General features: G+C 59.7%; 22 protein-coding genes and 1 pseudogene. 10 read left to right on the top strand and 13 right to left on the bottom strand.

Annotated features, from left to right (window positions below; translation table 11 throughout):
- Positions 1 to 229: 229 nt before the first annotated feature.
- The gene (locus LJ360_RS09260) at positions 230 to 1213 is read left to right on the top strand and encodes an integron integrase (protein ID WP_091853802.1); all 984 of its coding nucleotides are present in this window, start codon (positions 230 to 232) and stop codon (positions 1211 to 1213) included.
- Positions 1214 to 1681: 468 nt separating this feature from the next.
- Here the strand turns inward: LJ360_RS09260 and LJ360_RS09255 are convergent, their stop codons facing one another.
- Positions 1682 to 2773, bottom strand: coding sequence for an IS630 family transposase (locus LJ360_RS09255; protein ID WP_264994393.1), 1092 nt, complete (start codon positions 2771 to 2773; stop codon positions 1682 to 1684).
- A 119-nt stretch (positions 2774 to 2892) separates the two neighbouring features.
- On the opposite strand from LJ360_RS09255, the gene LJ360_RS09250 reads away from it, so the two are divergent.
- Both LJ360_RS09250 and LJ360_RS09245 read left to right on the top strand, forming a co-directional pair.
- Positions 2893 to 3345 carry a type VI secretion system amidase effector protein Tae4 gene (locus LJ360_RS09250; protein WP_320108801.1) on the top strand — a complete coding sequence of 151 codons (453 nt, stop codon included), beginning with the start codon at positions 2893 to 2895 and terminating at the stop codon, positions 3343 to 3345.
- Positions 3342 to 3548: a hypothetical protein gene (locus tag LJ360_RS09245; RefSeq protein ID WP_091853798.1), complete on the top strand. Its 207-nt coding sequence runs from the start codon at positions 3342 to 3344 to the stop codon at positions 3546 to 3548. The genes LJ360_RS09250 and LJ360_RS09245 overlap by 4 nt, the downstream gene beginning before the upstream one ends.
- A 101-nt stretch (positions 3549 to 3649) precedes the next feature.
- Here the strand turns inward: LJ360_RS09245 and LJ360_RS09240 are convergent.
- Positions 3650 to 3792: pseudogene (locus tag LJ360_RS09240) on the bottom strand (PrpF domain-containing protein); the annotation flags it as partial.
- A gap of 187 nt (positions 3793 to 3979) precedes the next feature.
- On the opposite strand from LJ360_RS09240, the gene LJ360_RS09235 reads away from it, so the two are divergent.
- Entirely contained in the window at positions 3980 to 4981 is a 1002-nt protein-coding gene (locus tag LJ360_RS09235) for a hypothetical protein (protein WP_264995910.1), read from the top strand.
- Between the two features lie 3 nt (positions 4982 to 4984).
- On the top strand, positions 4985 to 5338 hold the full coding sequence (locus LJ360_RS09230) for a hypothetical protein (protein WP_264995909.1): 354 nt from the start codon (positions 4985 to 4987) through the stop codon (positions 5336 to 5338).
- 102 nt (positions 5339 to 5440) lie between these two features.
- On the opposite strand, the gene prpF is transcribed toward LJ360_RS09230, so the two are convergent.
- From prpF to LJ360_RS09205, 5 genes are all read right to left on the bottom strand, one after another.
- Entirely contained in the window at positions 5441 to 6619 is a 1179-nt protein-coding gene (gene prpF / locus LJ360_RS09225; RefSeq protein WP_264995908.1) for a 2-methylaconitate cis-trans isomerase PrpF, read from the bottom strand.
- Between the two features lie 116 nt (positions 6620 to 6735).
- Positions 6736 to 9333, bottom strand: coding sequence for a Fe/S-dependent 2-methylisocitrate dehydratase AcnD (acnD, locus tag LJ360_RS09220; RefSeq protein WP_264995907.1), 2598 nt, complete (start codon positions 9331 to 9333; stop codon positions 6736 to 6738).
- A gap of 212 nt (positions 9334 to 9545) precedes the next feature.
- Positions 9546 to 10676, bottom strand: coding sequence for a 2-methylcitrate synthase (prpC, locus tag LJ360_RS09215; RefSeq protein WP_091853787.1), 1131 nt, complete (start codon positions 10674 to 10676; stop codon positions 9546 to 9548).
- A gap of 35 nt (positions 10677 to 10711) precedes the next feature.
- The gene (gene prpB / locus LJ360_RS09210) at positions 10712 to 11599 is read right to left on the bottom strand and encodes a methylisocitrate lyase (RefSeq protein WP_264995906.1); all 888 of its coding nucleotides are present in this window, start codon (positions 11597 to 11599) and stop codon (positions 10712 to 10714) included.
- A gap of 38 nt (positions 11600 to 11637) precedes the next feature.
- Positions 11638 to 12318: a GntR family transcriptional regulator gene (locus LJ360_RS09205; RefSeq protein ID WP_264995905.1), complete on the bottom strand. Its 681-nt coding sequence runs from the start codon at positions 12316 to 12318 to the stop codon at positions 11638 to 11640.
- A gap of 311 nt (positions 12319 to 12629) precedes the next feature.
- On the opposite strand from LJ360_RS09205, the gene galU reads away from it, so the two are divergent.
- Positions 12630 to 13478, top strand: a complete 849-nt coding sequence (gene galU / locus LJ360_RS09200) for a UTP--glucose-1-phosphate uridylyltransferase GalU (RefSeq protein WP_264995904.1) — start codon at positions 12630 to 12632, stop codon at positions 13476 to 13478.
- Between the two features lie 19 nt (positions 13479 to 13497).
- Here galU and LJ360_RS09195 read toward each other — a convergent pair whose 3' ends face one another.
- Positions 13498 to 13914 carry a helix-turn-helix domain-containing protein gene (locus LJ360_RS09195; protein WP_264995903.1) on the bottom strand — a complete coding sequence of 139 codons (417 nt, stop codon included), beginning with the start codon at positions 13912 to 13914 and terminating at the stop codon, positions 13498 to 13500.
- A 125-nt stretch (positions 13915 to 14039) separates the two neighbouring features.
- The gene (locus LJ360_RS09190; protein ID WP_264995902.1) at positions 14040 to 14756 is read right to left on the bottom strand and encodes an enoyl-CoA hydratase-related protein; all 717 of its coding nucleotides are present in this window, start codon (positions 14754 to 14756) and stop codon (positions 14040 to 14042) included.
- A 183-nt stretch (positions 14757 to 14939) separates the two neighbouring features.
- Here LJ360_RS09190 and LJ360_RS09185 point away from each other — a divergent pair, with 183 nt between their 5' ends.
- Positions 14940 to 15761 carry a RibD family protein gene (locus LJ360_RS09185; protein WP_264995901.1) on the top strand — a complete coding sequence of 274 codons (822 nt, stop codon included), beginning with the start codon at positions 14940 to 14942 and terminating at the stop codon, positions 15759 to 15761.
- Here the strand turns inward: LJ360_RS09185 and LJ360_RS09180 are convergent.
- From LJ360_RS09180 to LJ360_RS09165, 4 genes are read right to left on the bottom strand one after another with little or no spacing between them, the layout of a single operon-like run.
- Positions 15709 to 16653 carry a lysylphosphatidylglycerol synthase transmembrane domain-containing protein gene (locus LJ360_RS09180; protein ID WP_264995900.1) on the bottom strand — a complete coding sequence of 315 codons (945 nt, stop codon included), beginning with the start codon at positions 16651 to 16653 and terminating at the stop codon, positions 15709 to 15711. The genes LJ360_RS09185 and LJ360_RS09180 overlap by 53 nt on opposite strands.
- Positions 16650 to 18575, bottom strand: coding sequence for a glycosyltransferase family 4 protein (locus tag LJ360_RS09175; protein ID WP_264995899.1), 1926 nt, complete (start codon positions 18573 to 18575; stop codon positions 16650 to 16652). The genes LJ360_RS09180 and LJ360_RS09175 overlap by 4 nt, the downstream gene beginning before the upstream one ends.
- Complete coding sequence (locus LJ360_RS09170) at positions 18562 to 18960, bottom strand: 6-pyruvoyl trahydropterin synthase family protein (protein ID WP_264995898.1); 399 nt, start codon at positions 18958 to 18960, stop codon at positions 18562 to 18564. Before LJ360_RS09170 ends, LJ360_RS09175 begins: the two co-directional genes overlap by 14 nt.
- 16 nt (positions 18961 to 18976) lie before the next feature.
- The gene (locus LJ360_RS09165; protein ID WP_320108793.1) at positions 18977 to 19969 is read right to left on the bottom strand and encodes a zinc-binding alcohol dehydrogenase; all 993 of its coding nucleotides are present in this window, start codon (positions 19967 to 19969) and stop codon (positions 18977 to 18979) included.
- A 110-nt stretch (positions 19970 to 20079) separates the two neighbouring features.
- Here LJ360_RS09165 and LJ360_RS09160 point away from each other — a divergent pair, with 110 nt between their 5' ends.
- The 3 genes from LJ360_RS09160 (at position 20080) to LJ360_RS09150 (ending at position 22575) form a co-directional block, all read left to right on the top strand.
- Positions 20080 to 20811 carry a CDP-alcohol phosphatidyltransferase family protein gene (locus LJ360_RS09160; RefSeq protein ID WP_091853766.1) on the top strand — a complete coding sequence of 244 codons (732 nt, stop codon included), beginning with the start codon at positions 20080 to 20082 and terminating at the stop codon, positions 20809 to 20811.
- A gap of 2 nt (positions 20812 to 20813) precedes the next feature.
- Positions 20814 to 21434 carry a YceI family protein gene (locus LJ360_RS09155; RefSeq protein ID WP_264995897.1) on the top strand — a complete coding sequence of 207 codons (621 nt, stop codon included), beginning with the start codon at positions 20814 to 20816 and terminating at the stop codon, positions 21432 to 21434.
- Between the two features lie 148 nt (positions 21435 to 21582).
- Complete coding sequence (locus LJ360_RS09150) at positions 21583 to 22575, top strand: DMT family transporter (RefSeq protein ID WP_264995896.1); 993 nt, start codon at positions 21583 to 21585, stop codon at positions 22573 to 22575.
- Positions 22576 to 22594: the final 19 nt, after the last annotated feature.

The following is a 22594-nucleotide window of genomic DNA, read 5'->3' as shown; positions in this document are numbered from 1 at the left end:
TATTATATCAAGGGGTTGTCATCACAAAGCAATTTTAAACCCTGCATATCCATTCCGAAAAAAACGACAAAAATGACGGTATATTTCGAATATAACGCCAGAAGTGGCTGAATATCCCCCGGATATCCGTAAAAACATCAAATTCGAGCATAAATGTGACCTAAATCACGCCCTCGCCATGCCGGATACTGTACACATATACAGTAATGTTTCAGGAACTATTGTCGCCATGGACGTGCCACCACCAGTATCCTCTCAATCACCTCGTTTTCTGGATCGACTTCGTACATTCATCCGTGCTCGCGGTCTGGCCTACCGAACGGAGAAAACCTACTGCGCCTGGATCCGGAGGTTTATTCGTTTCAGCCAGTATCGATCCCACGATCAGCTTGATGCTCATGATATCCAGGCTTTCCTCAGCTACCTGGCGGTTGATCAGCATTGTTCAATCAATACGCAGAAAACCGCACTGAACGCGCTGGTGTTTCTGTTCCGCGAGTTTCTGAAGCAGGACATACCCGACCTGAACTTCCGGAAAGCAGCGGGCGGGCGCAAGCTGCCGACAGTGCTTTCAGGTGCCGAAGTCGCCCGCGTGCTTTTGCACCTCTCTGGTACCCACGGCTTGATGGTTCAACTAATGTATGGCTGTGGGTTACGACTCATGGAGGTGGTTCGGCTGCGGGTCAAAGACATCGACATCGAGAACCAGGCCCTCTGGGTGCAGGAAGCCAAAGGGGGAAAAGCCCGAAGAACACTGTTGCCGGAGCGGGTACAAAGTAAGCTGGCTGAGCAAATTCGATGGGTAACGGAGCTTCATCGATGCGACCTGAAGGCCGGTTACGGCAGTGTCTATCTACCGGACGCGCTGGCCAGAAAATACCCGAATGCGCCTTTTGAGCTCGGGTGGCAGTATCTGTTTCCGGCTCGGCATTACTCCACTGACCCGCGCAGCGGTACGAAGCGCAGACACCATGTGGACGAGCGTCAGCTTCAACGGGCAGTCAAGCGGGCAAGTGAAAGGGCGGGTATTAACAAGCGGGTCTCGTGCCACACTTTCAGGCACTCTTTCGCGACAGAGCTACTTCGGCAGGGGACTGACCTTCGTGCTATTCAGGAGATCCTGGGCCATAACTCCATCGAAACAACGCAGATCTATACGCACGTTGTTGGTCTGCACGAACGTGGAATGGTTAGCCCCATAGACCGGCTTTAACTGTCGCACAGGCCCCACCAGGCACGCTACCGCCCCGCCGGTTACCTGACACCCAATCCCTGGCTGCATTTAAAACCCCCGTCGAGCTGATGCCTGACCTGCGATTTCGCAGGCGAATGGTCGCCGTTCCACCCGGGATGGCCTTTGCACTCGGGGTGAAAGTACCGCGGCATTCTGTGGAATTCGCCCAAGGAGACATTAACAAACGGTTAGATGCAACACTATCCCGTCAAGTCACACTCCGCAAACAACAAAGACCATCCGCAAAGGAAAAACCAAAAGGCCCACTTCGAACTAATACACCCGCTGAAGAAGCTCGAAACCAGAACATCGAAAACCTCCAAAGTCGAGCAACTCGGGTCTCATACTCCAGCCATTTTTAATAGTATTATCTTCTGGTCATCAGGAACCCAATGCCCACAAGGACCGTGCTCATGATCAAATTCGACGACCTATTGTCCCGTTCGGTTAATTCGCGCGCTTATTGTCAATTAAGCTCAGCTTTGCCCGCGCCACTGATGTCATAATAGCTTCGGCGCTTTTATGCCACCGGAATGGCTTGGCCAGTTTTTCGTTGTGGACCTTGATGTACTTTTTAATAGCTGACTTCAACTCACCAACGCTGGTGAAAATGCCTCGATAAAGCGCGCGCCGTTCCAGTTGGCCAAACCACCCCTCAACGGCGTTCAGCCACGATGCGCTCGTAGGCGTGAAATGGAGTTTGAAGCGAGGGTGCTTGGCCAGCCAGGTTTTGACCTCCGAGGTCTTGTGAGTCGAGCTGTTATCCAGAATCACGTGCAGATCCAGATCGTTCGGGGTTTCTCGGTCGATCTGTCGCAAAAAATCCAGAAACTCCTTGGCACGATGGCGTTGAGTAACACGACCAATAACCTCGCCCGTCAAAATGTTAAAAGCTGCGTACAGGCTGGTCGTGCCATGGCGCTTATAATCGTGTGTATGACGCTCAATTTGTCCTGGCCTGAGCTGTAACTTTGGCTGTGTCCGGTCGAGCGCCTGAATCTGTGTCTTTTCATCAACAGACAGAACCAGCGCATTATCCGGAGGATTCAGATAAAGACCTACGACGTCACACACTTTCTCAGCGAAGTTCGGGTCGTTGCTGATTTTGAACGTTTTGAGCCGGTGCGGCTTTAAGTCAGCCGCTTTCCAGATCTGGCGCACTTGCCAGCGCGTCACTCCGGCATGTTTCGCCATGAGGCTGAGACTCCAGTGTGTGGCTTCTCTCGGGACCTTATGGACTGTGTCTTCTAAAATCTTTTTGACAGTTTTGTTGTCCAGCTTTCGAGGCTGCCCCGGTCGCGGCGCATCATAAAGCCCTTCAAGACCTTGCTCGCTATAACGCTTGCGCCATTTGAAGACCGTTTGAGTGCTCACCTGAAGCGAGTCTGCAATCCCTTGAGGCGTCTCGCCTTCATTCAGTAACAGAAGGATCCTGGCGCGTTGAGCCAGATGCTGACTCAGAGTGCTTGTTCGGCACCAGCCTTCAAGTTCCAGTTGATCGTTAACGGTCAGATTAAACGGGGCTGCTGGCTTGGGCACAATGGGAACCTATTTTTACTGATCGATAGCCTCATTATAACCAATATGAGTCAGCGAATTAACCGAACGGCACACTATGGTCAAACCACGCCACCGTCAGCGGTGTCGATAGTCCCTGCATCGTAGAAAACAAACCGGCTTTCTCTAACCAGTGCGCTATTCGTGTCGGTAATGCCCTCGCACTTTGCGGCTTTGACACCACCACCCTACCTGGTGCTGAACATTGCTGGCATCACGCGAATTCCCATGGGCATGTTCTACGCGCTGAGCAGATGGCCCAGGCTCTGAAGAAAGTACGTCCAGCGGGCCTTGCTGCAGCACAGAGCATCCCCGTAGATGGCTTCAAAAAGCACATTTCAGGTAAGAAGGGGATCATTTTCTTCAAGGATTACTGGTTGAGAACGAGCGATCCCGAGAACAATCCAACTGGCGATCATATTGACCTATGGAATGGCTCCCGGTTGACCGACTGGAGTTCGTGGTTCCGCATCGCAACTGGCCTATCAATTGATGGTGTCTGGTCAGACTATGAGAAATCGAAGGAAATTTTGTTCTGGAGGGCTGAAGCGTGAGAGCCGTATTCCTTACCGTCCTGTTTGCCATCATCGGCCTCCTGCTCAGCATAGCCCTATTCTACCTCGCCGGTTCAATCTGGGGTCCGCTCTACCAGGGTGAAGATGAAGCGACTCGCAATTTCAAAATCTTCCTGCTTGTTAGCCTTGGATTTATTGTAGTCGGGGGCTTTGCGGGATACAGGGTGGCTGGCAAGGCCTGAGTGATTACACGGGCCTCAGAAGCAAAAAAGCCGCCAGGCCCATAGGGCACTGGCGGCCATCAGTCAGGAGACCAATCCTGCTTTGAGTCTGGACGAGGCGCCTAGAACGAGTCCCCAGGCACCCTCACCCAACCTTCCATAAGCACCCGGGCGCTACGGCTCATCACAGCCTTGGTCGCAGTCCACTGCCCGTTAACCTGGGAGGCCTCAGCCCAGAGCTACAAGGTCCCGACGGATACCCAAATTCGTATACCGCTGCCTGTTGCTGGACCGGGGGCGGTATGGAATACTTTCCTTAACTCGTAGATTGGGCGCATGACGTTGTCCCTTGTTCGACAAAGAACACACGAGGTAAGGAAGCTCCTGTAATCCCGATGAACACTGGTTTGTTGAGGAGGGGCAATTTCAAGGACAGATACAGGAACCGCACCATGACAGATATCGTCATTCCCCGACATTCGTCCACCCTTTCCGATTTTTGTGAGCCGTCAGCCTCTCTCGATGAATATGCAAGAGCTCGTCGGGTCATGTTCGGGTGCCAGTCAGTTGCCAAAGATTATGCCTATTGCCTGGCAGTCGACCCTAATCCCCAGGATCTAGCGATTAGCAACATGCTTAACAGCCTCCCCGAGAAGTCCAGGCAGCGCCTCGGTTGTTGTGTCGACCAGCATGGTCAGGACACAGTTCGCCTTGCGTTGTTCATTGATTGGGTTCAAAGCCGGCTGAATCCAGACAATGCCAGCACGGGCAACTCTGTCGCTGGTATAGGTGCCACAGTGCTTGGTGCAAGGACAGACAGCTTTATGAACGCGCTCAGCCAATATCAGGATGCGCTCGTTAAGCTGAATAACTTCACACGCGTGGGACGAGGCCCTTCCCGGACAAAAGCACATCTCAGGCAAAACGTTCGCTCAGCTTACGAGCGTCTGAATCGGTATTTCCAGCAGGAACTGAGCCGACTGGCACCCCGTTCCGACTTTGGCCTAAATAAAGGCAGCGCGATCACGGGAGCTGACAGGGGCGTCAGATTGGCTGAGAGACATAAGGGACGCGGTATCCATGTGGCAGACATGAATGAGGGGCGGGCTGTCAGTCGCTTTTCTCAAGGCCTGCAGTATGCCGGGCGAGGCATCATAGTGGCGGATGTAGGTTTGCGCGCGAACGCAGTATACCGAAGCTATCGGAATGAGGATGAGTGGGAACGTGAACTGGTCGCGCAAACGGGCGGACTGGCTGGAGCTACCTCAGCAGGTTTCGTCACTGGTAAGACCGTTGCGATGACCATGGCACGAGTCGCGCTGGCAGCCACACCCTGGGGATGGGGCTTGATGATCGGTTCCGCCGTTGCTATCGGAGCCTATGCGGCTTATCAAGCCGACGAACGTGGACAAAACCTATTCGGAAAAATCTACGACTACTTTACGGGCGACTGACGGGTGGACGGAGAGCTGATTTTTGCATTTGTTTTCGCCGGCTGTCTGCTGACGGCGATGGTTTCCTGGCTGGTATTCGGCCGGTTGTCCATGGCGAAGATCGAGAAAGCGATCATGGCTGAAGGTAAGCCTCGCCCCTGCCCCTGGGACGGCGTCGGGGGCCGGCTGGTCTGGTACGCATACGCTGTCGCGTTACCCGAGTCCTTTTTTAACGAGGTAGACAATCGACAACTCAATACCTCAGATGTAAAACGGTATACAACAAGGGCTGACCAGCTCCGGGCATGGGTGTTTATGATTGCCGGGCATGGCTTTGTATTGCTTGTATTTGCCGCTGTCGTCTTTGATTTCGGATAACCGGACGGGACCGGCTCGTGAAGACAAAAAAGCCGCCAGGCCCAAGGGCACTGGCGGCAATCAGTCAGGAGACCAATCCTGATTCGAGTCTGATCAGGGTACCTAGAACGAGTCGCCAGGCACCCTCACCCAACCTTCCATAAGCACCCGGGCACTACGACTCATCACAGCCTTGGTGGCCGTCCACTGCCCGTTCACCTGGGAGGCCTCAGCCCCCACCTGCAAGGTCCCGGACGGATGACCGAAGGTGACGGAGGTGCGGTCCCCGCCCCCGGCCGCCAGGTTCACCAGCGTGCCGGGTACCGCAGCGGCCGTTGCAATAGCCACCGCAGCGGTGCCCATCATGGCGTGGTGCAGTTTGCCCATGGACAGGGCGCGGACCAGTACATCAACATCACCGGCCTCGATATCTTTACCTGATGAGCTGACGTAATCCTTTGGCGGCGCTACAAAAGCTACCTTGGGCGTGTGGCCACGGTTTGCGGCTTCCTCCGGGGTCTTTATCAGCCCCATCTTCACCGCGCCGTGGGCACGGATAAGTTCGAAACGGGCCAGGGCTTCCGGGTCGCCGTTGATGGCCGGCTGCAGCTCGGTGCCTTGGTAGCCGATGTCTTCGGCATTGACGAAGATGGTGGGTATGCCGGCGTTGATCATAGTGGCCTTGAGGGTACCCACGCCGGGCACCTCCAGGTCGTCTACGACATTGCCGGTGGGGAACATGGCGCCCTCACCGTCTGCGGGGTCCATGAATTCCACGGCGACTTCTGCCGCCGGGAAGGTGACGCCGTCCAGTTCGAAGTCACCCGTTTCCTGCACTTCACCGTTGGTCATGGGGACCCTGGCAACAATGGTCTTGCCGATATTGGCCTGCCAGATGCGAACCGTGGCGATGCCGTTGTCCGGTACCCGGCTCTTGTCCACCATGCCGTTGGTGATGGCGAAGGGCCCCACCGCCGCGGACAGGTTGCCGCAGTTGCCGCTCCAGTCCACGAAGGCCTTGTCGATGCCGACCTGGCCAAAGAGGTAGTCCACGTCGTGGTCGTCACTCTGGCTTTTGGCGAGCAGCACGGTCTTGCTGGTGCTGGAGGTGGCGCCACCCATGCCGTCGATCTGCTTCTCGTAGGGATCGGGGCTGCCGATGACGCGCATCAGCAGCTTGTCACGGGCCTCACCGGGTTGTTGGCAGCGTTCGGGCAGGTCTTCAATGTTGAAGAACACGCCCTTGCTGGTGCCGCCACGCATGTAGGTGGCGGGGATTTTTACCTGGGGTACGTTACTCATTCTGGTACCTGTGTTTGGTTCTGGCTTGTGGAGTCGCCTGCTTCACCCTCTCCCTGACCCTCTCCCGTCTAGGGAGAGGGAACATTGGGCGGAGGTGTGGGAACTTGGCTGAGACCTCAGGCAGCGCCTTCGGATTCCAGGAAGTCCTGGGCGAAGCGTTGCAGCACACCGCCGGCCTTGTAGATTTCCACCTCTTCCGCAGTATCCAGGCGGCAGATGACCGCGACGTGCTCGGTGCTGCCGTTCTTGCGGTGGATGACCAGGGTCAGTTCCGCGCCCGGTGCGGCGGTGCCTTCCACGTCGTAGGTTTCCGTACCGTCCAGTGCCAGGGTGTTGCGGGTGGTGCCTTCCTCGAACTGCAGGGGCATCACACCCATGCCGATGAGGTTGGTCCGGTGGATGCGCTCGAAACCTTCCGCGACGATGGCTTCGACGCCCGCCAGTGCCACGCCCTTGGCGGCCCAGTCACGGGAAGAGCCCTGGCCGTAGTCGGCGCCCGCGATGATAATCAGCGGCTGCTTGCGGCCCATGTAGGTCTCGATGGCTTCCCACATGCGGGTGACCTTGCCTTCCGGCTCGATACGGGCCAGCGAGCCCTGCTTCACGTTGCCATTCTCGTCCCGCACCATTTCGTTGAACAGCTTCGGGTTGGCGAAGGTCGCACGCTGGGCGGTCAGGTGGTCGCCCCGGTGGGTGGCGTAGGAGTTAAAGTCTTCCTCCGGCAGGCCCATCTTGTGCAGGTATTCACCGGCGGCGCTGTCCATCAGGATCGCATTGGACGGCGACAGGTGGTCGGTGGTGATGTTGTCCGGCAGGATCGCCAGCGGACGCATGCCCTTGAGGGACTTCTCCCCCACCATGCCACCTTCCCAATACGGCGGACGGCGGATGTAGGTGCTCTGGGGCCGCCACTCGTACAGTGGGCTGACCAGGTTACGGGCATCCTTCGACACATCGAACATGGGAATGTAGGTCTGGCGGAACTGCTCCGGCTTAACCGCCGTCTTGACGATGGCGTCGATTTCTTCATCGCTGGGCCAGATGTCTTTCAGAGTGATGGGGTTGCCGTCCTTGTCGTAGCCCAGGGCGTCCTTCTCGATATCAAAGCGGATGGTACCGGCGATGGCATAGGCCACGACCAGCGGCGGCGAGGCCAGGAAGGCCTGCTTGGCGTAGGGGTGGATACGACCATCGAAGTTACGGTTACCAGACAGCACCGCCGTGGAGTACAGGTCGCGGTCGATGATTTCCTGCTGGATTTTCGGGTCCAGGGCGCCGCTCATGCCGTTACAGGTGGTGCAGGCAAAGGCCACCACGCCAAAGCCCAGGTTTTCCAGCTCTGGCAGCAGGTTGGCTTCTTCCAGGTACATCTTGACGGTCTTGGAGCCCGGCGCCAGGGAGGACTTCACCCACGGCTTGCGGGTCAGGCCCAGCTTGTTGGCATTCCGCGCGATCAGGCCGGCTGCCACCATGTTGCGGGGGTTGCTGGTGTTGGTACAGCTTGTGATGGCGGCGATGATCACCGCGCCGTCCGGCATCTTGCCTTCTTCCTGCTCCCATTCACCGGCAATGCCGCGCTTGGCCAGCTCGCTGGTGGGTAGGTGGGCGTGGGGGTTGGACGGGCCCGCCAGGGTGCGCTCGACCTTGCTCAGGTCAAACGTCAGTACCCGCTCATACTCGGCGGATTTCAGGTCATCGGCCCACAAGCCGGTGTGTTTCGCGTACTTCTCGACCAGGGCTACCTGCTCGTCTTCACGACCGGTGAGCTTGAGGTAGTCGATGGTCTGGCCGTCAATGTAGAACATGGCGGCGGTGGCGCCATATTCCGGGGTCATGTTGGAGATGGTCGCCCGGTCGCCCACGGTCAGGCTGTCGGCGCCTTCGCCGTAGAACTCCAGGTAGGCACCCACTACCCGCTCCTTGCGCAGGAACTCGGTGATCGCCAGCACCATGTCGGTGCCAGTAATACCCGGACGCAGCTTGCCCTTGAGTTCCACACCCACGATGTCCGGCAGGCGCATCATGGAGGCACGGCCAAGCATGACGCTTTCCGCTTCCAGGCCGCCAACACCGACCGAAATAACGCCGAGGGCATCGACCATCGGAGTATGGCTGTCGGTGCCCACGCAGGTGTCCGGGAAAGCCACATTGTCCCGAACCTGAACCACCGGAGACATCTTCTCCAGGTTGATCTGGTGCATGATGCCGTTGCCGGGCGGGATCACGTCCACGTTCTCGAAGGCGGTCTTGGTCCAGTTGATGAAGTGGAAGCGATCGTCGTTACGGCGGTTCTCGATCTCACGGTTCTTCTCGAAGGCGTCCTTCTCGAACCCCGCGTGTTCAACTGCCAGGGAGTGGTCAACAATCAGCTGCGTCGGCACCACCGGATTGACCTTGGCGGGGTCACCGCCCTTCTCTGCGATAGCATCCCGCAGGCCGGCCAGGTCCACCAGGGCAGTCTGGCCCAGGATGTCGTGGCACACGACCCGCGCCGGGTACCAGGGGAAGTCCAGGTCCCGCTTGCGTTCGATAAGCTGCTTCAGCGAATCCGTCAGCGCGGCCGGCTCACAGCGGCGAACCAGCTGCTCTGCCAGGATACGGGAGGTGTAGGGCAATTTGGCCCAGGCGCCGGGCTGGATGTCTTCCACCGCCTGGCGGGTGTCGAAATAGTCCAGGTCTGAGCCTGGGAGGTTCTTGCGATATTGGGTGTTCATGATTCTTGGCTCTCTCGGGGGCGTCTGGTTGGCGTGCATCAGGCCTGGGGGGCTGGCCCTATGGTGGAGGTCTTTTTCCGCCGCAATTCACGGTCGTCCCTTGACCGACCTTGCTACCGCGCCATCCCTGGCGCTGCTCCAAAAGACCTCCACCACAGTGCCGATCCATCAGTGTGCTGGCCCGCCCTGGTTAGCGGGCGATGACAGATCTTTTACGGGCGCTCGTCGATCGGCACCCACTTGGCGTCCGCCGGGCCGGTGTAGTCGGCGCTGGGGCGGATAATCCGGTTGTTGGCGCGCTGCTCCTTCACGTGGGCCGTCCAGCCGGATACCCGCGACATCACGAAGATGGGTGTAAACAGCTCGGTGGGGATGCCCATGAAGTGATAGGCAGACGCGTGGAAGAAATCCGCGTTACAGAACAGCTTCTTCTCCCGCCACATGACTTCTTCGCAGCGAACGGATACCGGGTACAGCACGGTGTCGCCCACTTCGTCCGCCAGCTTCTTCGACCATTGCTTGATGATCGCGTTGCGGGGATCGGATTCCTTGTAGATGGCGTGACCGAAGCCCATGATCTTTTCCTTGCGCTCCAGCATGCCCATCAGGCCTTCTTCGGCCTCATCCGGAGTCTGGAACTTCTGGATCAGCTCCATGGCGGCCTCGTTGGCACCGCCGTGCAGCGGGCCACGCAGGGAGCCGATGGCGCCAGTAACACAGCTGTGGATGTCAGACAGGGTCGACGCACACACACGGGCGGTGAAGGTAGAGGCGTTGAACTCGTGCTCCGCATAGAGGATCAGGGAGACGTTCATCACCCGCTCGTGCAGCTCGCTAGGCTTCTTGCCGTGGAGCAGCTCCAGGAAGTGGCCACCGATGGAGTCCACGTCGCTCTCGGTCTCGATACGCACGCCTTCGTGGGCGAAGCGGTACCAGTAGGTGATGATGGACGGGAACACCGCCAGCATGCGGTCGATCTTGTCGTCCTGCTCGGAGAAGTCCTGCTCGGTTTCCAGGTTGCCCAGCATGGAACAGCCGGTACGCATGACGTCCATCGGGTGGGCGTCTTTGGGGATCTGTTCCAGCACAGTCTTCAGGGCGTCCGGCAGGCCACGCAGACTTTGCAGCTTCTGCGTGTACTCGTCCAGCTCCTTGCGGTTGGGCAGTTTGCCACGCAGCAGCAGGTACGCGATTTCCTCGAACTGGGCTTTCTCCGCCAGGTCGGCAATGTCGTAGCCACGGTAGGTCAGGCCGGCACCGGACTTGCCCACGGTACACAGGGCGGTTTCACCAGCGACCTGCCCGCGCAGGCCGGCACCACCGAGTTTCTTTGCTTCAGCCATGAGTCATCTCCCTCACATCTCTTGTTGGATTCGGTTCAGTTCTTTTTCTGGGCGAAGAGCTCGTCCAGTTTCTGTTCGAAGTCGTGGTAGTTCAGGAAGTCGTAGAGTTCAGCACGGGTCTGCATACTGTCCACCACGTCTTTCTGGTCGCCCTTCTCCAGGATATTCTCGTACACCATCAGCGCTGCCTTGTTCATGGCGCGGAAGGCACTGAGCGGATAGAGCACCATACCGGCACCGGCTTCTGCAAGCTCGCTCTTGTTATAGAGCGGTGTAGCGCCGAACTCGGTGATATTGGCCAGCAGGGGTGCGTCGATGGCGTCCGCGAAGGCCCGGTAGTCAGACAGCTCATGCACGGCTTCAGCGAAGATACCGTCGGCACCGGCTTCAATGCAGGCCTTGGCGCGGTCAATGGCCGCTTCCAGTCCTTCCTTCTGGAAGGCGTCGGTGCGGGCCATGATAAAGAAGTCCTTGTCCTGGCGCGCATCGGCCGCAGCCTTGATACGGTCCACCATTTCCTCCTTGGAGACAATTTCCTTGTTGGGGCGGTGGCCGCAGCGCTTCTGGGCGACCTGGTCTTCAATGTGGATAGCGGCGACGCCGGCACGCTCCATCTCACGAATGGTGCGAGCAATGTTGAAGGCGCCACCCCAGCCGGTGTCGATGTCGACCAGCAGCGGCAGGCCGGTGGCGGCGGTGATGCGACGGGCGTCTTCCACCACATCATTCATGGTGGTCATGCCCAGGTCCGGCAGGCCGAAGGAAGCGTTGGCTACGCCACCACCGGACAGGTAAATGGCCTGGTGCCCTACCCGCTCTGCCATCATGGCGGAATAGGCGTTGATGGTGCCGACGATCTGCAGCGGCTTGTTCTCTTTCAGCGCCTTGCGGAAGCGTGCGCCCGGGCTCAGTTGCTGTGACATGGGGATTTCCTTCTTGTTCATGAATGTTGGGTTCGGGATCAGAACGAGATCTCGCCCTGTTCAATCTTGCGTTCGATATTCTGTCGGGCAGCGTTGATGTGGCGTTTCATCAGGAACTCCGCCAACTCGCCATCCCGCTGGGCAATGGCCTCCACGATACGCCGGTGTTCACCCAGTGCCCGGTGTGGCCGGCCGCTGGAGGTACTCAGCCGGTAGCGATACATGCGCACCATGTAGTAAAGATCACCCAGCAGCATTTGCGCGAGCTTGGTATTGCGGCTGCCGGTGGCGATGCGGTGGTGGAAGTCGTAGTCGCCTTCAGCCTGGTAGTAGGCCTGGCCGCGGGCTTCCTCAATCATGGCTTCGTGGCTGTCTAGGGTAGCTTGCAGGTCTGCGATTTCCTGGTCTGTCATCCGCTCTGCCGCCTGGCGAGCCGCCAGCCCTTCCATCACTTCACGGATGCGGTACAGCTCCAGCAGCTCAGCGGCACTGACAGACACCACCCGTACACCCGCGTGGGGACGACGAACGAGCAGGCCCCGGGATTCCAGGCGGCCGAGGGCTTCACGCACCGGGCCGCGGGTCAGGTTGAAACGCTCGCACAGGTCCAGCTCACCGATTTTTTCACCGGGGGCCAACTCGCCTTTCACGATGGCCGTTTGCAGACAATCGAAAGCTTCATCGGCGCGAGTCTGAGTGATTGTTACGGGAGCGTTCATAGTGTTTGTCAACAATATTAAAAGTAACGACGTGAAATTTACGCCGAACCACCCATATTGTCAACAATCCACAGGGTTGATGCTCCTTTAATTGTTAACATTCAATAGGTGCACCAATTCAGTGCACTTATGCAATGTCGGGTGCCGTGAAAAAACCGTAAAAAAGACGCAACCTCCCGGTGTTTCCCTTTATAGCGGTACCTTGGTTACACTTGGCATGCTTTCTGGTTGCCCGACTACCAAGCGTTCCGGAGGCGCCAGGCCCGTGCTGGCAGCCCCAATCAGGAAAACCACATAAAAGGACGATATTGATGATCAAGAAATGCCTGTTCCCCGTTGCCGGCTACGGCACCCGCTTCCTCCCCGCTACCAAGGCCATGCCCAAGGAAATCCTTCCCATTGTTAACAAACCCCTGGTGCAGTACGGGGTTGAGGAAGCGTCCGAGGCTGGCATGAACGAATTCGGGTTTGTGACCGGTCGGGGTAAGCGGGCCATCGAGGATCACTTCGATATCAGTTACGAGCTGGAGCACCAGATTGCCGGCACCGGCAAGGAAGACCTGCTCACCTCCATCCGAGACCTGATCAACAACAACACCTTTGCCTTTACCCGCCAGAACGAAATGAAAGGCCTGGGCCACGCCATTCTCACCGGCCGCAACCTGATGGGTGACAACCCGTTCGCGGTGGTGCTGGCCGATGACTTCTGCGTCGTTCCTGAAGGCGAAGACGGCGTACTGACCCAGATGGCCAAGCTGTACAAGCAGTTCCGTTGCTCCATCGTGGCCATTGAGGAAGTGCCCGAGGACCAGACTCACAAGTACGGTGTCATCGCCGGCGAGCCCATGAAGGATGGCCTGTACCGCATAACGGACATGGTAGAGAAGCCCTCACCGGACAAGGCGCCGTCCAACCTGGCGATTATTGGCCGCTACATCCTGACGCCGGATATCTTCGAGATTATCGAGAACACCAAGCCGGGCAAGAACGGCGAAGTCCAGATCACCGATGCCCTGCTTGAACAGGCGAAGAACGGCTGTGTGCTGGCCTATCAGTTCAAGGGCAAGCGGTTTGACTGTGGTTCCATTGAAGGCTTTGTGGAAGCCACCAACCACGTCTACGAAAACATCTACAAGAAAAACCGCGACAAGAAGCAATAAGGAAAGAACACCGGCCGCTTCAGCGGCCCAGCAACTGCAGGATCATGCGCCGGTTTTCTTCCGTGCTCTTGCGGAACCGGCGCAGCAATTCCGCTTCCTCCTCATTGGGCTGAACCCGCTGCACCTGGCGTTCAAGCTCTTCCAGCGCCCCGGCAAGCTCATCACTGTTGGAAAACGCCAGCCCCGGCAGTTCCAGTTGCCCGGGATCGTCGAGTTGCGACGTATCCAGCAAGGACTCCAGGGGGACTGACAGGTGGCGGCACAGGTCAATGAGCTCATCCACCGCCGGATACAGTCGCTGACGGGCGTCTACCTGTTCCCAGCGGGTAACAATGTCCGGCGTCACGCCCACCAGTTCCGCCAGGTCCCGGCGGGACAACTGACGTTCCTCACGGGCATCCTTCAGCCTTTGCCAGAATGTTTCCAGGTAACGCATGGGGTGACTCCTGCCGACTATGGGCTGTTATTCCGGACAGATACTGAGAACCACGATCCGGGCGCATGCATCCTACTGTATCCGCAAAGCGGTATTCGCGCGACAGCGTCTCTTCGGGAGGGTCGCTACTCGCCCAGGGAGGTCTGCCAATCGCGCTCGGCGGCAAACCCGGTTTCCAGCGGCCGCATGCGGGCGTGCTCTACCAATTGGCGAATGCCCTGAACCACCAATGGGTTAAGCCCTTCGGTGCTGGCCGCCAGCGCAATGGCCGCGGCCACCGACGAGTCATTCACCTCATCCACCAGACCACCTTCGAGCGCCTGTGCCGACCCCCACTCCAGGCCGCAGAGCAGCATCCGTTTGCTGATGGACTCTCCCAGCAAACGAGGCAATAACTGGGTACTCCCACCCATGGGAAAGCGCCCACTCCGGGGGGCGTCAAACCCGAAACCGGCATGGCCAGACGCCACCCGGAAGTCACAACTAAGGGCCAGTGCCACGCCTTCGTCACGGGCCTGCCCGTTGATGGCGGCAACGGTCAACGCCGGGTACTTTCGCAGGGTGGCGTAGGCCTGGGAGTATAGCCGGGCCAGCTGACTCAACGGTACACGGGCGTCCGCCAGGGCTGACGCCCGTGTACCCCCGCAGAACCAGTCAAACCCTGAGCCGGTTATCACTAGTGAAGGACAGGGGGTCTGGCGGGCCAGGTCGCCCAGTACCCGGTGCAACTGCTCCAGGCTGTCACCGTGCCAGCGGTTTTCCGGCGGTGCATCCAGGGTGAGCACCCAGAGGGTTTCCGGTGCGTCGGATTGGTATTCCGTTGCGGGGGTCAGCTTGATCAAATCGAATTCCCGTGTCGTTTCAAACAAAGTAGGTGCTGCGTGAATTACAACCGATTCACCGGGGACATTTCCACTGGCAGGGTCTACTTTATGACTTTACAGTGAATCAATCGGGGATTTTTACGTAACAGTTATAGCAGCACCGCAAACACCCGGGATCCACCCCACAAACTTGAGGCAGTGATGACACCCGAGCAGGCCTGGCAGATAATTCTTCGGCAATGCCACCAGCCCGATACGACCAGCGACCGCTGGCCTTCTGAAGTCCCCCTGTCTGACGATGACCATGCGCGACAACTGCTGCAGCTTTTTCAGCCCCTGATAGAGCCGGCATTCGCCAACCAGAAACAGGGGATGTATGTGGTTGCCCAGATGGGCCAGAGTCTGGACGGGCGGATCGCCACGGTCACCGGCAAGTCCCGCTATATTAATGGCGAGGACGGCCTGGTTCACCTGCACCGCCTGCGGGCGGTATCCGACGCAGTGCTGGTGGGCTCCGGAACCGCCAGCGCAGACAACCCACGGCTGACGGTTCGTATGACCAGCGGACCCAACCCGGTGCGGGTTGTGGTGGACCGCAACCGTCGCGTGCCAGAAAGCCACCACCTGTTTACCGATGGCGCTGCGCCAACCTTGCGGCTGGTGGCGAAGGATGGCCACTCGCCTTCACTTCCGGATGCCCTCACTGGCGGTGTACAGGACATTCCCTGCCTGACTGGCGGTAACGGGCCGATCGACCCCCGGGAGGTACTCGGAGTTCTGGAACGGCTTGGCCTGAGGCGAATTTTTGTGGAAGGCGGCGGCCAGACGGTCTCCACATTTCTGACCGCGGGGTTGGTCGACCGCCTGCACGTGCTGGTGGCACCTATGATCATTGGCAGCGGTCAGCCTGCATTTTCGCTGCCGGAGATCGACAGCCTGGGCGATGCACTGCGCCCGAAGGCACGCATGGTCAATCTTGGCACGGATATGCTGTTTGACCTGGCGTTTGACACCGGCCGTTGAACAGGAAAAACACACCTGGTAAGGCGGATACCAGCACCAGCACCCCATAGCACACCGCCAGGGCCACGCCCTGTTCCGCGTCCATGCCCACCAGCGGCCACAGTACCGCCGCTGCACTTTCCCGAATGCCCCAGCCTGACACCGTCAGGGGAATGACCATGGCCATCAGCAGGACCGTGCACAGTGCCAGCAACAGCCCCGGCTCATCCAGCGCCACGGGAAACCCGAGGCCCATGGCCAGGCACCAGAACGCTGCCAGGTAGGAGACGATAACCGCCAGGGAAGAGGCAAGCTGCTGCGGCAAGGCACCCCTGCTGAGAAGTGCCCGCCGTATATCGGCTTGAAAACCGGCCCACCAGTTCGCCAAAGGCGGTGCCCGGAACAATGACCAGGCCAGTAGTACGGCAACCAGGATTCCGGGCAACAGGAACAGCCCCGGCATGGGCGGCGTCGGCAGCGGTAACCAGGCCACGGCCAGCACTGCGGCAAGGAGAAACAGTACCAGTTGCCCGGAGAGTCGCTCGATCATGACGCCATGGACCGCCAGCGTTGTGGTCTGCACCCGGTGCCGATGCCGCAACGCCCGCCCCGCGTCGCCAACCACGCCCCCTGGTACCAACTGGTTCACCAGTGTGCCCAGGTAATACTCGCCAATGGCGTAACCCAGCGGCAGCTGCCCACCCAGCCGACGCACCGTGAACTGCCAGCGCCAGGCGGAGATAACGACCTGTAATGGCGTGATAGCCAGTGCCGTTAACAGCCAGGGCCAGCGCACAGTCTGCAACTGCGCGCCGACGGCTGCCGGATCCACCAGCCAGAGCACCGTCACCAGCAACAACAGGGTCAGTCCCCAGCGCAGTACTGGCGAAACACGACGAACCCGGAGGGTCACAGCCCCGGCGCTCCGAACAGGTCGATATGGTCGACTTCGATGTTCAGCGCCCCCTGTTTCGCCTGTTCCAGCCGGGTGTCCAGCCAGTCTTCCAGCCAATCGGCCGGCGCGTCGTCCTCGCCGGGCAGTCGTTCAATCTGCGCCCGGGCCGCCGCCACCCAGCCTTCCATAAGGGCTGCCTGCAGCGCCGGGCAGCGTTGATCCAGGCGCCAGGTGCTGGGTGCCAGCTGAACATGGTAGCCATTGGTCCTGAGGGCGTTCGCCAGAACCTCGCTGGCCTCGGGGCCACAAGCGGCACCGGTACCCTTGTCGCCGTGCTGATGCTGGTTGACCATCGCCCTCAATACATCGTCGCAGGGATGCGCCGGAAACAGGCGGAAGCGACCCGCATAGGAAAGCGTCACCAGCACCGCTGAGGAGCGTTCTGCGGCAGCGCTCGCTAACGCCTCCAGCCAGGCTTGTGATACCAGGTCGATCAGCGCCGAGGCGGTGACCAGGTGTAACGGCGCCGGCAAGGCCGCATCGAGGTCGCCGGCTTCTAGCCGACGAGGGTGGAGTGTGGTCGAAAAATCGTCCACGGCCACCGTGTTCAGCAGCGTCTCATCCTGGTCATAGAGGTGCCACTGGCAGCGCGCGTTCAGCCCGGCAGGAAAGGCCTGGCGGAGATAACGCCAGTTGGACCCGCGGCCAGCGCCGATATCGGCCACGACCAGGGCCTGGTCGGATCGCTGCTCCAGCCAGTTGACCGTTTCCGCGCAAAGCTGGCGGTCACGGGCCTGGTGGTCCGCCGGTTCCCGCAACCGCAGCCAGTCTTCGGCAAAGTCACTGCCGTGCGGGAGGCTTGCACCGGTGGTTCCGGCTACACGGTCAAACTCACGCGCGCACTGGTCCCAGCTACGCAGGGCGTTTGCACTCTCGCGGGCTGCGGCCCGCTGGTCCTGCAACAACGCCCGGTCCTGTAATCGCTCGCTGACCAGCCGTGCAAGCGCCTCAGTTTCGCCGGCAGCATAGGTTACGCAACCGGGGCGATTGGCGGTCGCCGCCAACGCACCACCATCGGAGGATATGACCGGCAAACCGTGGGCCAGCGCCTCATCGATCACCATGCCGTAGCCTTCATAGTGAGAGGGCAGCACAAACAGGTCAGCCTGGGCGAACGCACGGGTCAGCTCCGGGCCAGAGAGCTCGCCGGCTAACCGGATGCGCCCGGTCAGGCCCCGCTCGGCAATCCTGGCCTTCACACGACTCGCGTAGTCCGGGTTCCGGTCCACGGAGCCCACCAGTTCACAGGTCCACCCGCCCGCGTCCAGCCTGGCCAGGGCATCCACCAGGTCGAGTTGCGCCTTTCGCGGAGACAGGTGGGCAACGCAGAGAAGCCTGATTTCCCCTTGACCTGCCCCCAGACGACCAGATTCGGGTTCTTCCGGAACCGCTGGCAGGTGAACACCCGGAAGCACCACCTTGGTTTTCGACGATGGCACACCAAATCGACCCAGCCCCAGGGCGGTGGTTTCGCTGGTTGTGATTACCCGGCTGACTGCTGCCAGGGCCCGGCGTTCGGTCTCCAGGAAATGGGCGCGCTCGTCGTCACCGAGGCCGGTCTCGTCAGCCAGCGGATGGTGCACCAGTGCCACCAGGTTGAGGCGAGGGCCGTGGACCTCTGCCGCTTCCGGGTAACCACACAGGGCGAGGCCGTCGACGACAACGGTGCCGTCGTCAGGCACCGACGCCAAGGCGTTATCGAGCGCAGCCCGCGCGGTGTCATCCACCTTTGGAAACTGGCCCTCCAGCCCCTGAAGACTGACTTCACGGCCCATCCGGCGGAGCCCGGCCACCACCTCCCGGACATAGCCATAGCCGCCGGTCCGTTGGTTCGGGTCACCGGGAACCAGGAACCAGTAGCGGCGATCAGAGTTCGCCACGATAGCTGGCCCAGGCGATGTGGGATTCAGACAGGGTGACTTTCAGTGCTGTCAGGGCCCGTGCGCCCTCCCCCAGCTCGCCGTTGCGAACTGCCTGGGCCACCGAGTCGAAGATATACCGAGCCATGAACTCCGTGGTCGTGTTATGGCCTGTGAACTGGGGCAGCTCGTCCAGGTTCTGCATATTGATGGGCGCCAGGACCTTGCCCAGGACCTCGCTGGCCAGGCCGATGTCCACAACCAGGTCATGGTCGTCCAGCTCCGGGCGTTCGAAAGTGACATCCACCACATAGGTGGCACCATGGAGATTCTGGGCCGGGCCAAAGACCTCGCCGGTAAAGCTGTGGGCAATCATTACGTTGTCGCGGACGGTGAGTGTATACATGGATTGTCCTTCTGGTTCAGGAATAACGGATGCGGTGACAGAGGGTGTCAGAAGCCCCACGGGCCAGTTCCGCCATAACGTCGGGTAACTGTTCGAAGTCGCTCTCGCCGGTAATCAGGGCATCCAGCGCAGGGTCTGCCATTAACCGGATCGCCAGCGCCATGCGGTCGCGGTAGGACCAGCGCGGTAGCTGGCGAGGGTTCAGCTGACCCACCTGGCTGGAACGCAAGGTCAGGCGGCGGGAATGAAAGCTGCCCCCGAGACTGGCTGGTACGACTTGCTCGCCATACCAGCTCATTTCGATAATGCGAGCTTCGTTGCCCGCCAGGCCCAGGGCCGTCTCCAGCCCCGAGGGCTGGCCGCTGGTGTGGAACACCAGGTCATGGTCATCCTGGGCCAGCTCAGGCGCCCACTCAACACCCAGCATCGCCAGCACGGCCTGACGGTTAGCGTTGGGGTCAACGGCGGTAACCCGGGTGCCAGCAATACGCCCCGCCAGCCAGGCGACCAGGCAGCCAACGACACCGCAGCCAACGACCGCAATACGGTCCCCTACCAATGGCTCGCCATCCCAGAGGCCATTGATGGCGGTTTCCAGGTTGGCCGCCAACACCGCTCGGCCCGGGGGTATGTCTTGCGGAAGTATCGTCACCGTATTGGCGGGCACCCGATAGCGGCGCTGATGCGGGAACAGGCAGAAGCCGTAACGACCCACCAGCCTGGATGGCCCGTCCACCACACGCCCCACATTCATATAGCCATAGCGAATCGGCCCCGGAAACTCTCCCTGCTGGAACGGCGCCCGCATCCGCTGGTACTCAGATTCCGGCACCTGGCCATTGTAGACCAGGGCCTCGGTTCCACGGCTTATGGCGCTGTAGACTGTCTCCAGCTCCAGCATCGGTCCGAGGTTGTCACTGCTGTGATCCACCTGGCCCGGGGCAATCTCGCTATAACCGTTACCGAAAGACCAGAAGGCCGGTGACATTTCCGTTGACGGGGAATTCATACACACTCCATGCTGAGGGCAGTACCCGCTAAGCGGCTGTCGCTGTGAACCAATCGCTGCAGGCGCGGGTATAAACAGCATGACAGTATAGATTACGACAGGTTACGGCTATGGATTCCTCGCCAGCACATCGTGCACCGCAACCGCTTCCGTTGGCGGACCTGTCACTGGGTGCGGCCGCCCTGGCCGGACTGTTGTTGCTCACGACCCGGATCGCGCCCCTGTCGCCAGTCACCACGATTCTGGCCGTTGCCCTGTACAGCGGTTTTGCGCTGGCCATTGTCGTGGGCCTGGGCCTCTCAGGCGGCCGCTTCGGTCCCGCAGATCGGGTAACCCTGGTGCGCGCTGTACTGGTCCTGTTTCTTGCCAGCCTGGCCGGAACCCCGGTGCTGCTGCAAACCCTGGCCTGGCCCTATGCCCTGCTCTGCCTGCTGGCACTGATCATGGACGGCGCGGATGGCTATGTTGCCCGACGTACCAATACGGCGAGTCCGTTCGGCGCCCGCTTCGATATGGAGCTGGACGCCTTCTTTATTTTGGTGCTTTGCGTCGCCCTGATGTTACTGGGAAAAGCCGGCGCCTGGGTGTTGCTGATTGGCCTGATGCGTTACGGCTTTGTCATGGCGGGAATGCACTGGACATGGCTCAATGAACCCTTACCGGAGAGTTTTCGCAGAAAGACCATCTGTGTCTGGCAGCTGGTTACCCTGATGGTCGCCCTGCTGCCCCCCGTACCCGATTGGTTTGCCCATGCTACGCTTATAATGGCACTGGTCCTCCTGGCAGCGTCCTTTGCCCTCGACATCCGCTATCTATACCGGCACAGCACAACAAGGAGCTAGTGATGACTATTCGAAGGAACCCTTTAAATCCCATTGTCGCTGGCGTTGCTGCGCTCAGTCTCGCGCTGTCCGCAAACAGCACGCTTGCCGAACCGAAGAGCTACAAGATCGATGAAGAGCACCTGTCCATCACCTTCGAGGTCAATCACCTGGGCTATGCGTCGGTGATCGGCTTGTTCCTTGAGGGCAAGGGCCAGTTCGAGTATGACGAGGAAACCAACGAGGTACCGTCTGGCAAGGTGGTCATTCAGAGTGCCAGCGTATTCTCCAACCATGACAAGCGGGACGAACACCTGCGCAAGGAGGACTTCCTCCATAGCGATCGCTATCCCGAAATCACCTTTGAGGTGACTGACTTCGAAACCAACGGCGAGCGCACGGGCAACCTGACCGGTGACCTGACCCTGCTGGGCCAGACACGGCCGGTAACACTGGACGTCACCCTGAACAAGGCGGCGGACTACCCGATTGGTCACAAGGAATACACGCTTGGCATCTCTGCCAGCACCACCATCAAGCGCAGTGACTGGGGCATGACCTACGCCCTCGATCCCCTGATGGTGGCGGATGATGTGCATTTGCGCTTCGAGTTCGAGGCTATCCAGGACGAAGGCTGGTTCTGACGTTTCACCAGCAAGGCAAACCTGGTGACATCGGTTATACCCGGGCAACACCGACCCGGGATGGGCACCCCTGTAGCCGGGCAAGGATTAGGCCGGACGTGGTGAGCATGCTAAACTCCGCGGCCTGATTTCCGGACACGTTCTTGCCATGGCCCTCTCTGACTCCCATAAAGCTGACCTGCTTCTCGTCTTTGTGACCTTGCTGGCCGCCGTCAGCTGGGCTTTCTCCAAAGAGGCGGTGCTGCTGATGCCGCCGTTGCTGTTCATGGCCATGCGATTCCTGATGGCTGGTGCCATCCTGGCATTCTTTGCGCGCCATCAGCTACCGCGCCTGGGTGTTCGACAAATGCTCCGTGGTGCCCGGGTAGGCCTGGTGTTCGGCTCTGCCATGAGTTGCTGGGTGATGGGTATTTGGCTGGGCGTAAACCTGGGTGAGGCCGCGTTTATTACCAGCCTGGCGGTGGTGATTGTTCCCGCCATTGCCCGCATTTTCTTCCGCGAGCCCCAGCCCCTGAACACCTGGCTGGCGATCCCGGTGGCCATTTCTGGCCTGGCCCTGCTCTCCCTTGAAAATGGCTTCCGCCCGGAGCCCGGGCAAATGCTGTTTGTGGTGGCAGCGCTGATCTTCGCCATGTCGTATATTCTTACGTCCCGTACCGCCAATACCCGTACTGTGGTGAACGCCAGTGGTGAACAGGTTGTCAAACAGAAAGTACCTGCCCTGCCCCTGACGGCACTGAGCATGACCACGGCCGGGGTACTTACCGGACTGGTCTCGCTGATCTTCGAGGAGTGGCAACCAACCTTCGATAACTTCACCGGTCCCATGTTCTGGTGGCTGGTGGGCAGCGCGACCATCGGAACTGCCTTTCGCTTCTTGCTGCAGACCTACGCCCAGAGCCTGTCCTTCAACAGCCATGGCGTGGTGATACTGATCCTGGAGCCGGTGTGGGTGGCGTTGCTGGCCTGGGTATGGTTCAGCCAGACCATGAGCCCCACGCAACTTGCCGGTTGCTGCGTGATCCTGCTGGCGCTGCTGATTAACCGCTGGACGGTGCTGGCCCGGGCTATCAGGAACTGGCTGCGCAAGTCCGCCCGGGCACGCCGTATTGCCCGTATCCGCGCCGCGAACCGGGCATAACCGGCAACATAAAAAAGTC

The sequence above is a fragment of the Marinobacter sp. AN1 genome (assembly GCF_026013985.1).
Taxonomy (GTDB): Bacteria; Pseudomonadota; Gammaproteobacteria; order Pseudomonadales; family Oleiphilaceae; genus Marinobacter; species Marinobacter segnicrescens.
Note: the sequence above shows the minus strand (reverse complement) of the source record. Positions and strands in the feature narration are given on the sequence as shown.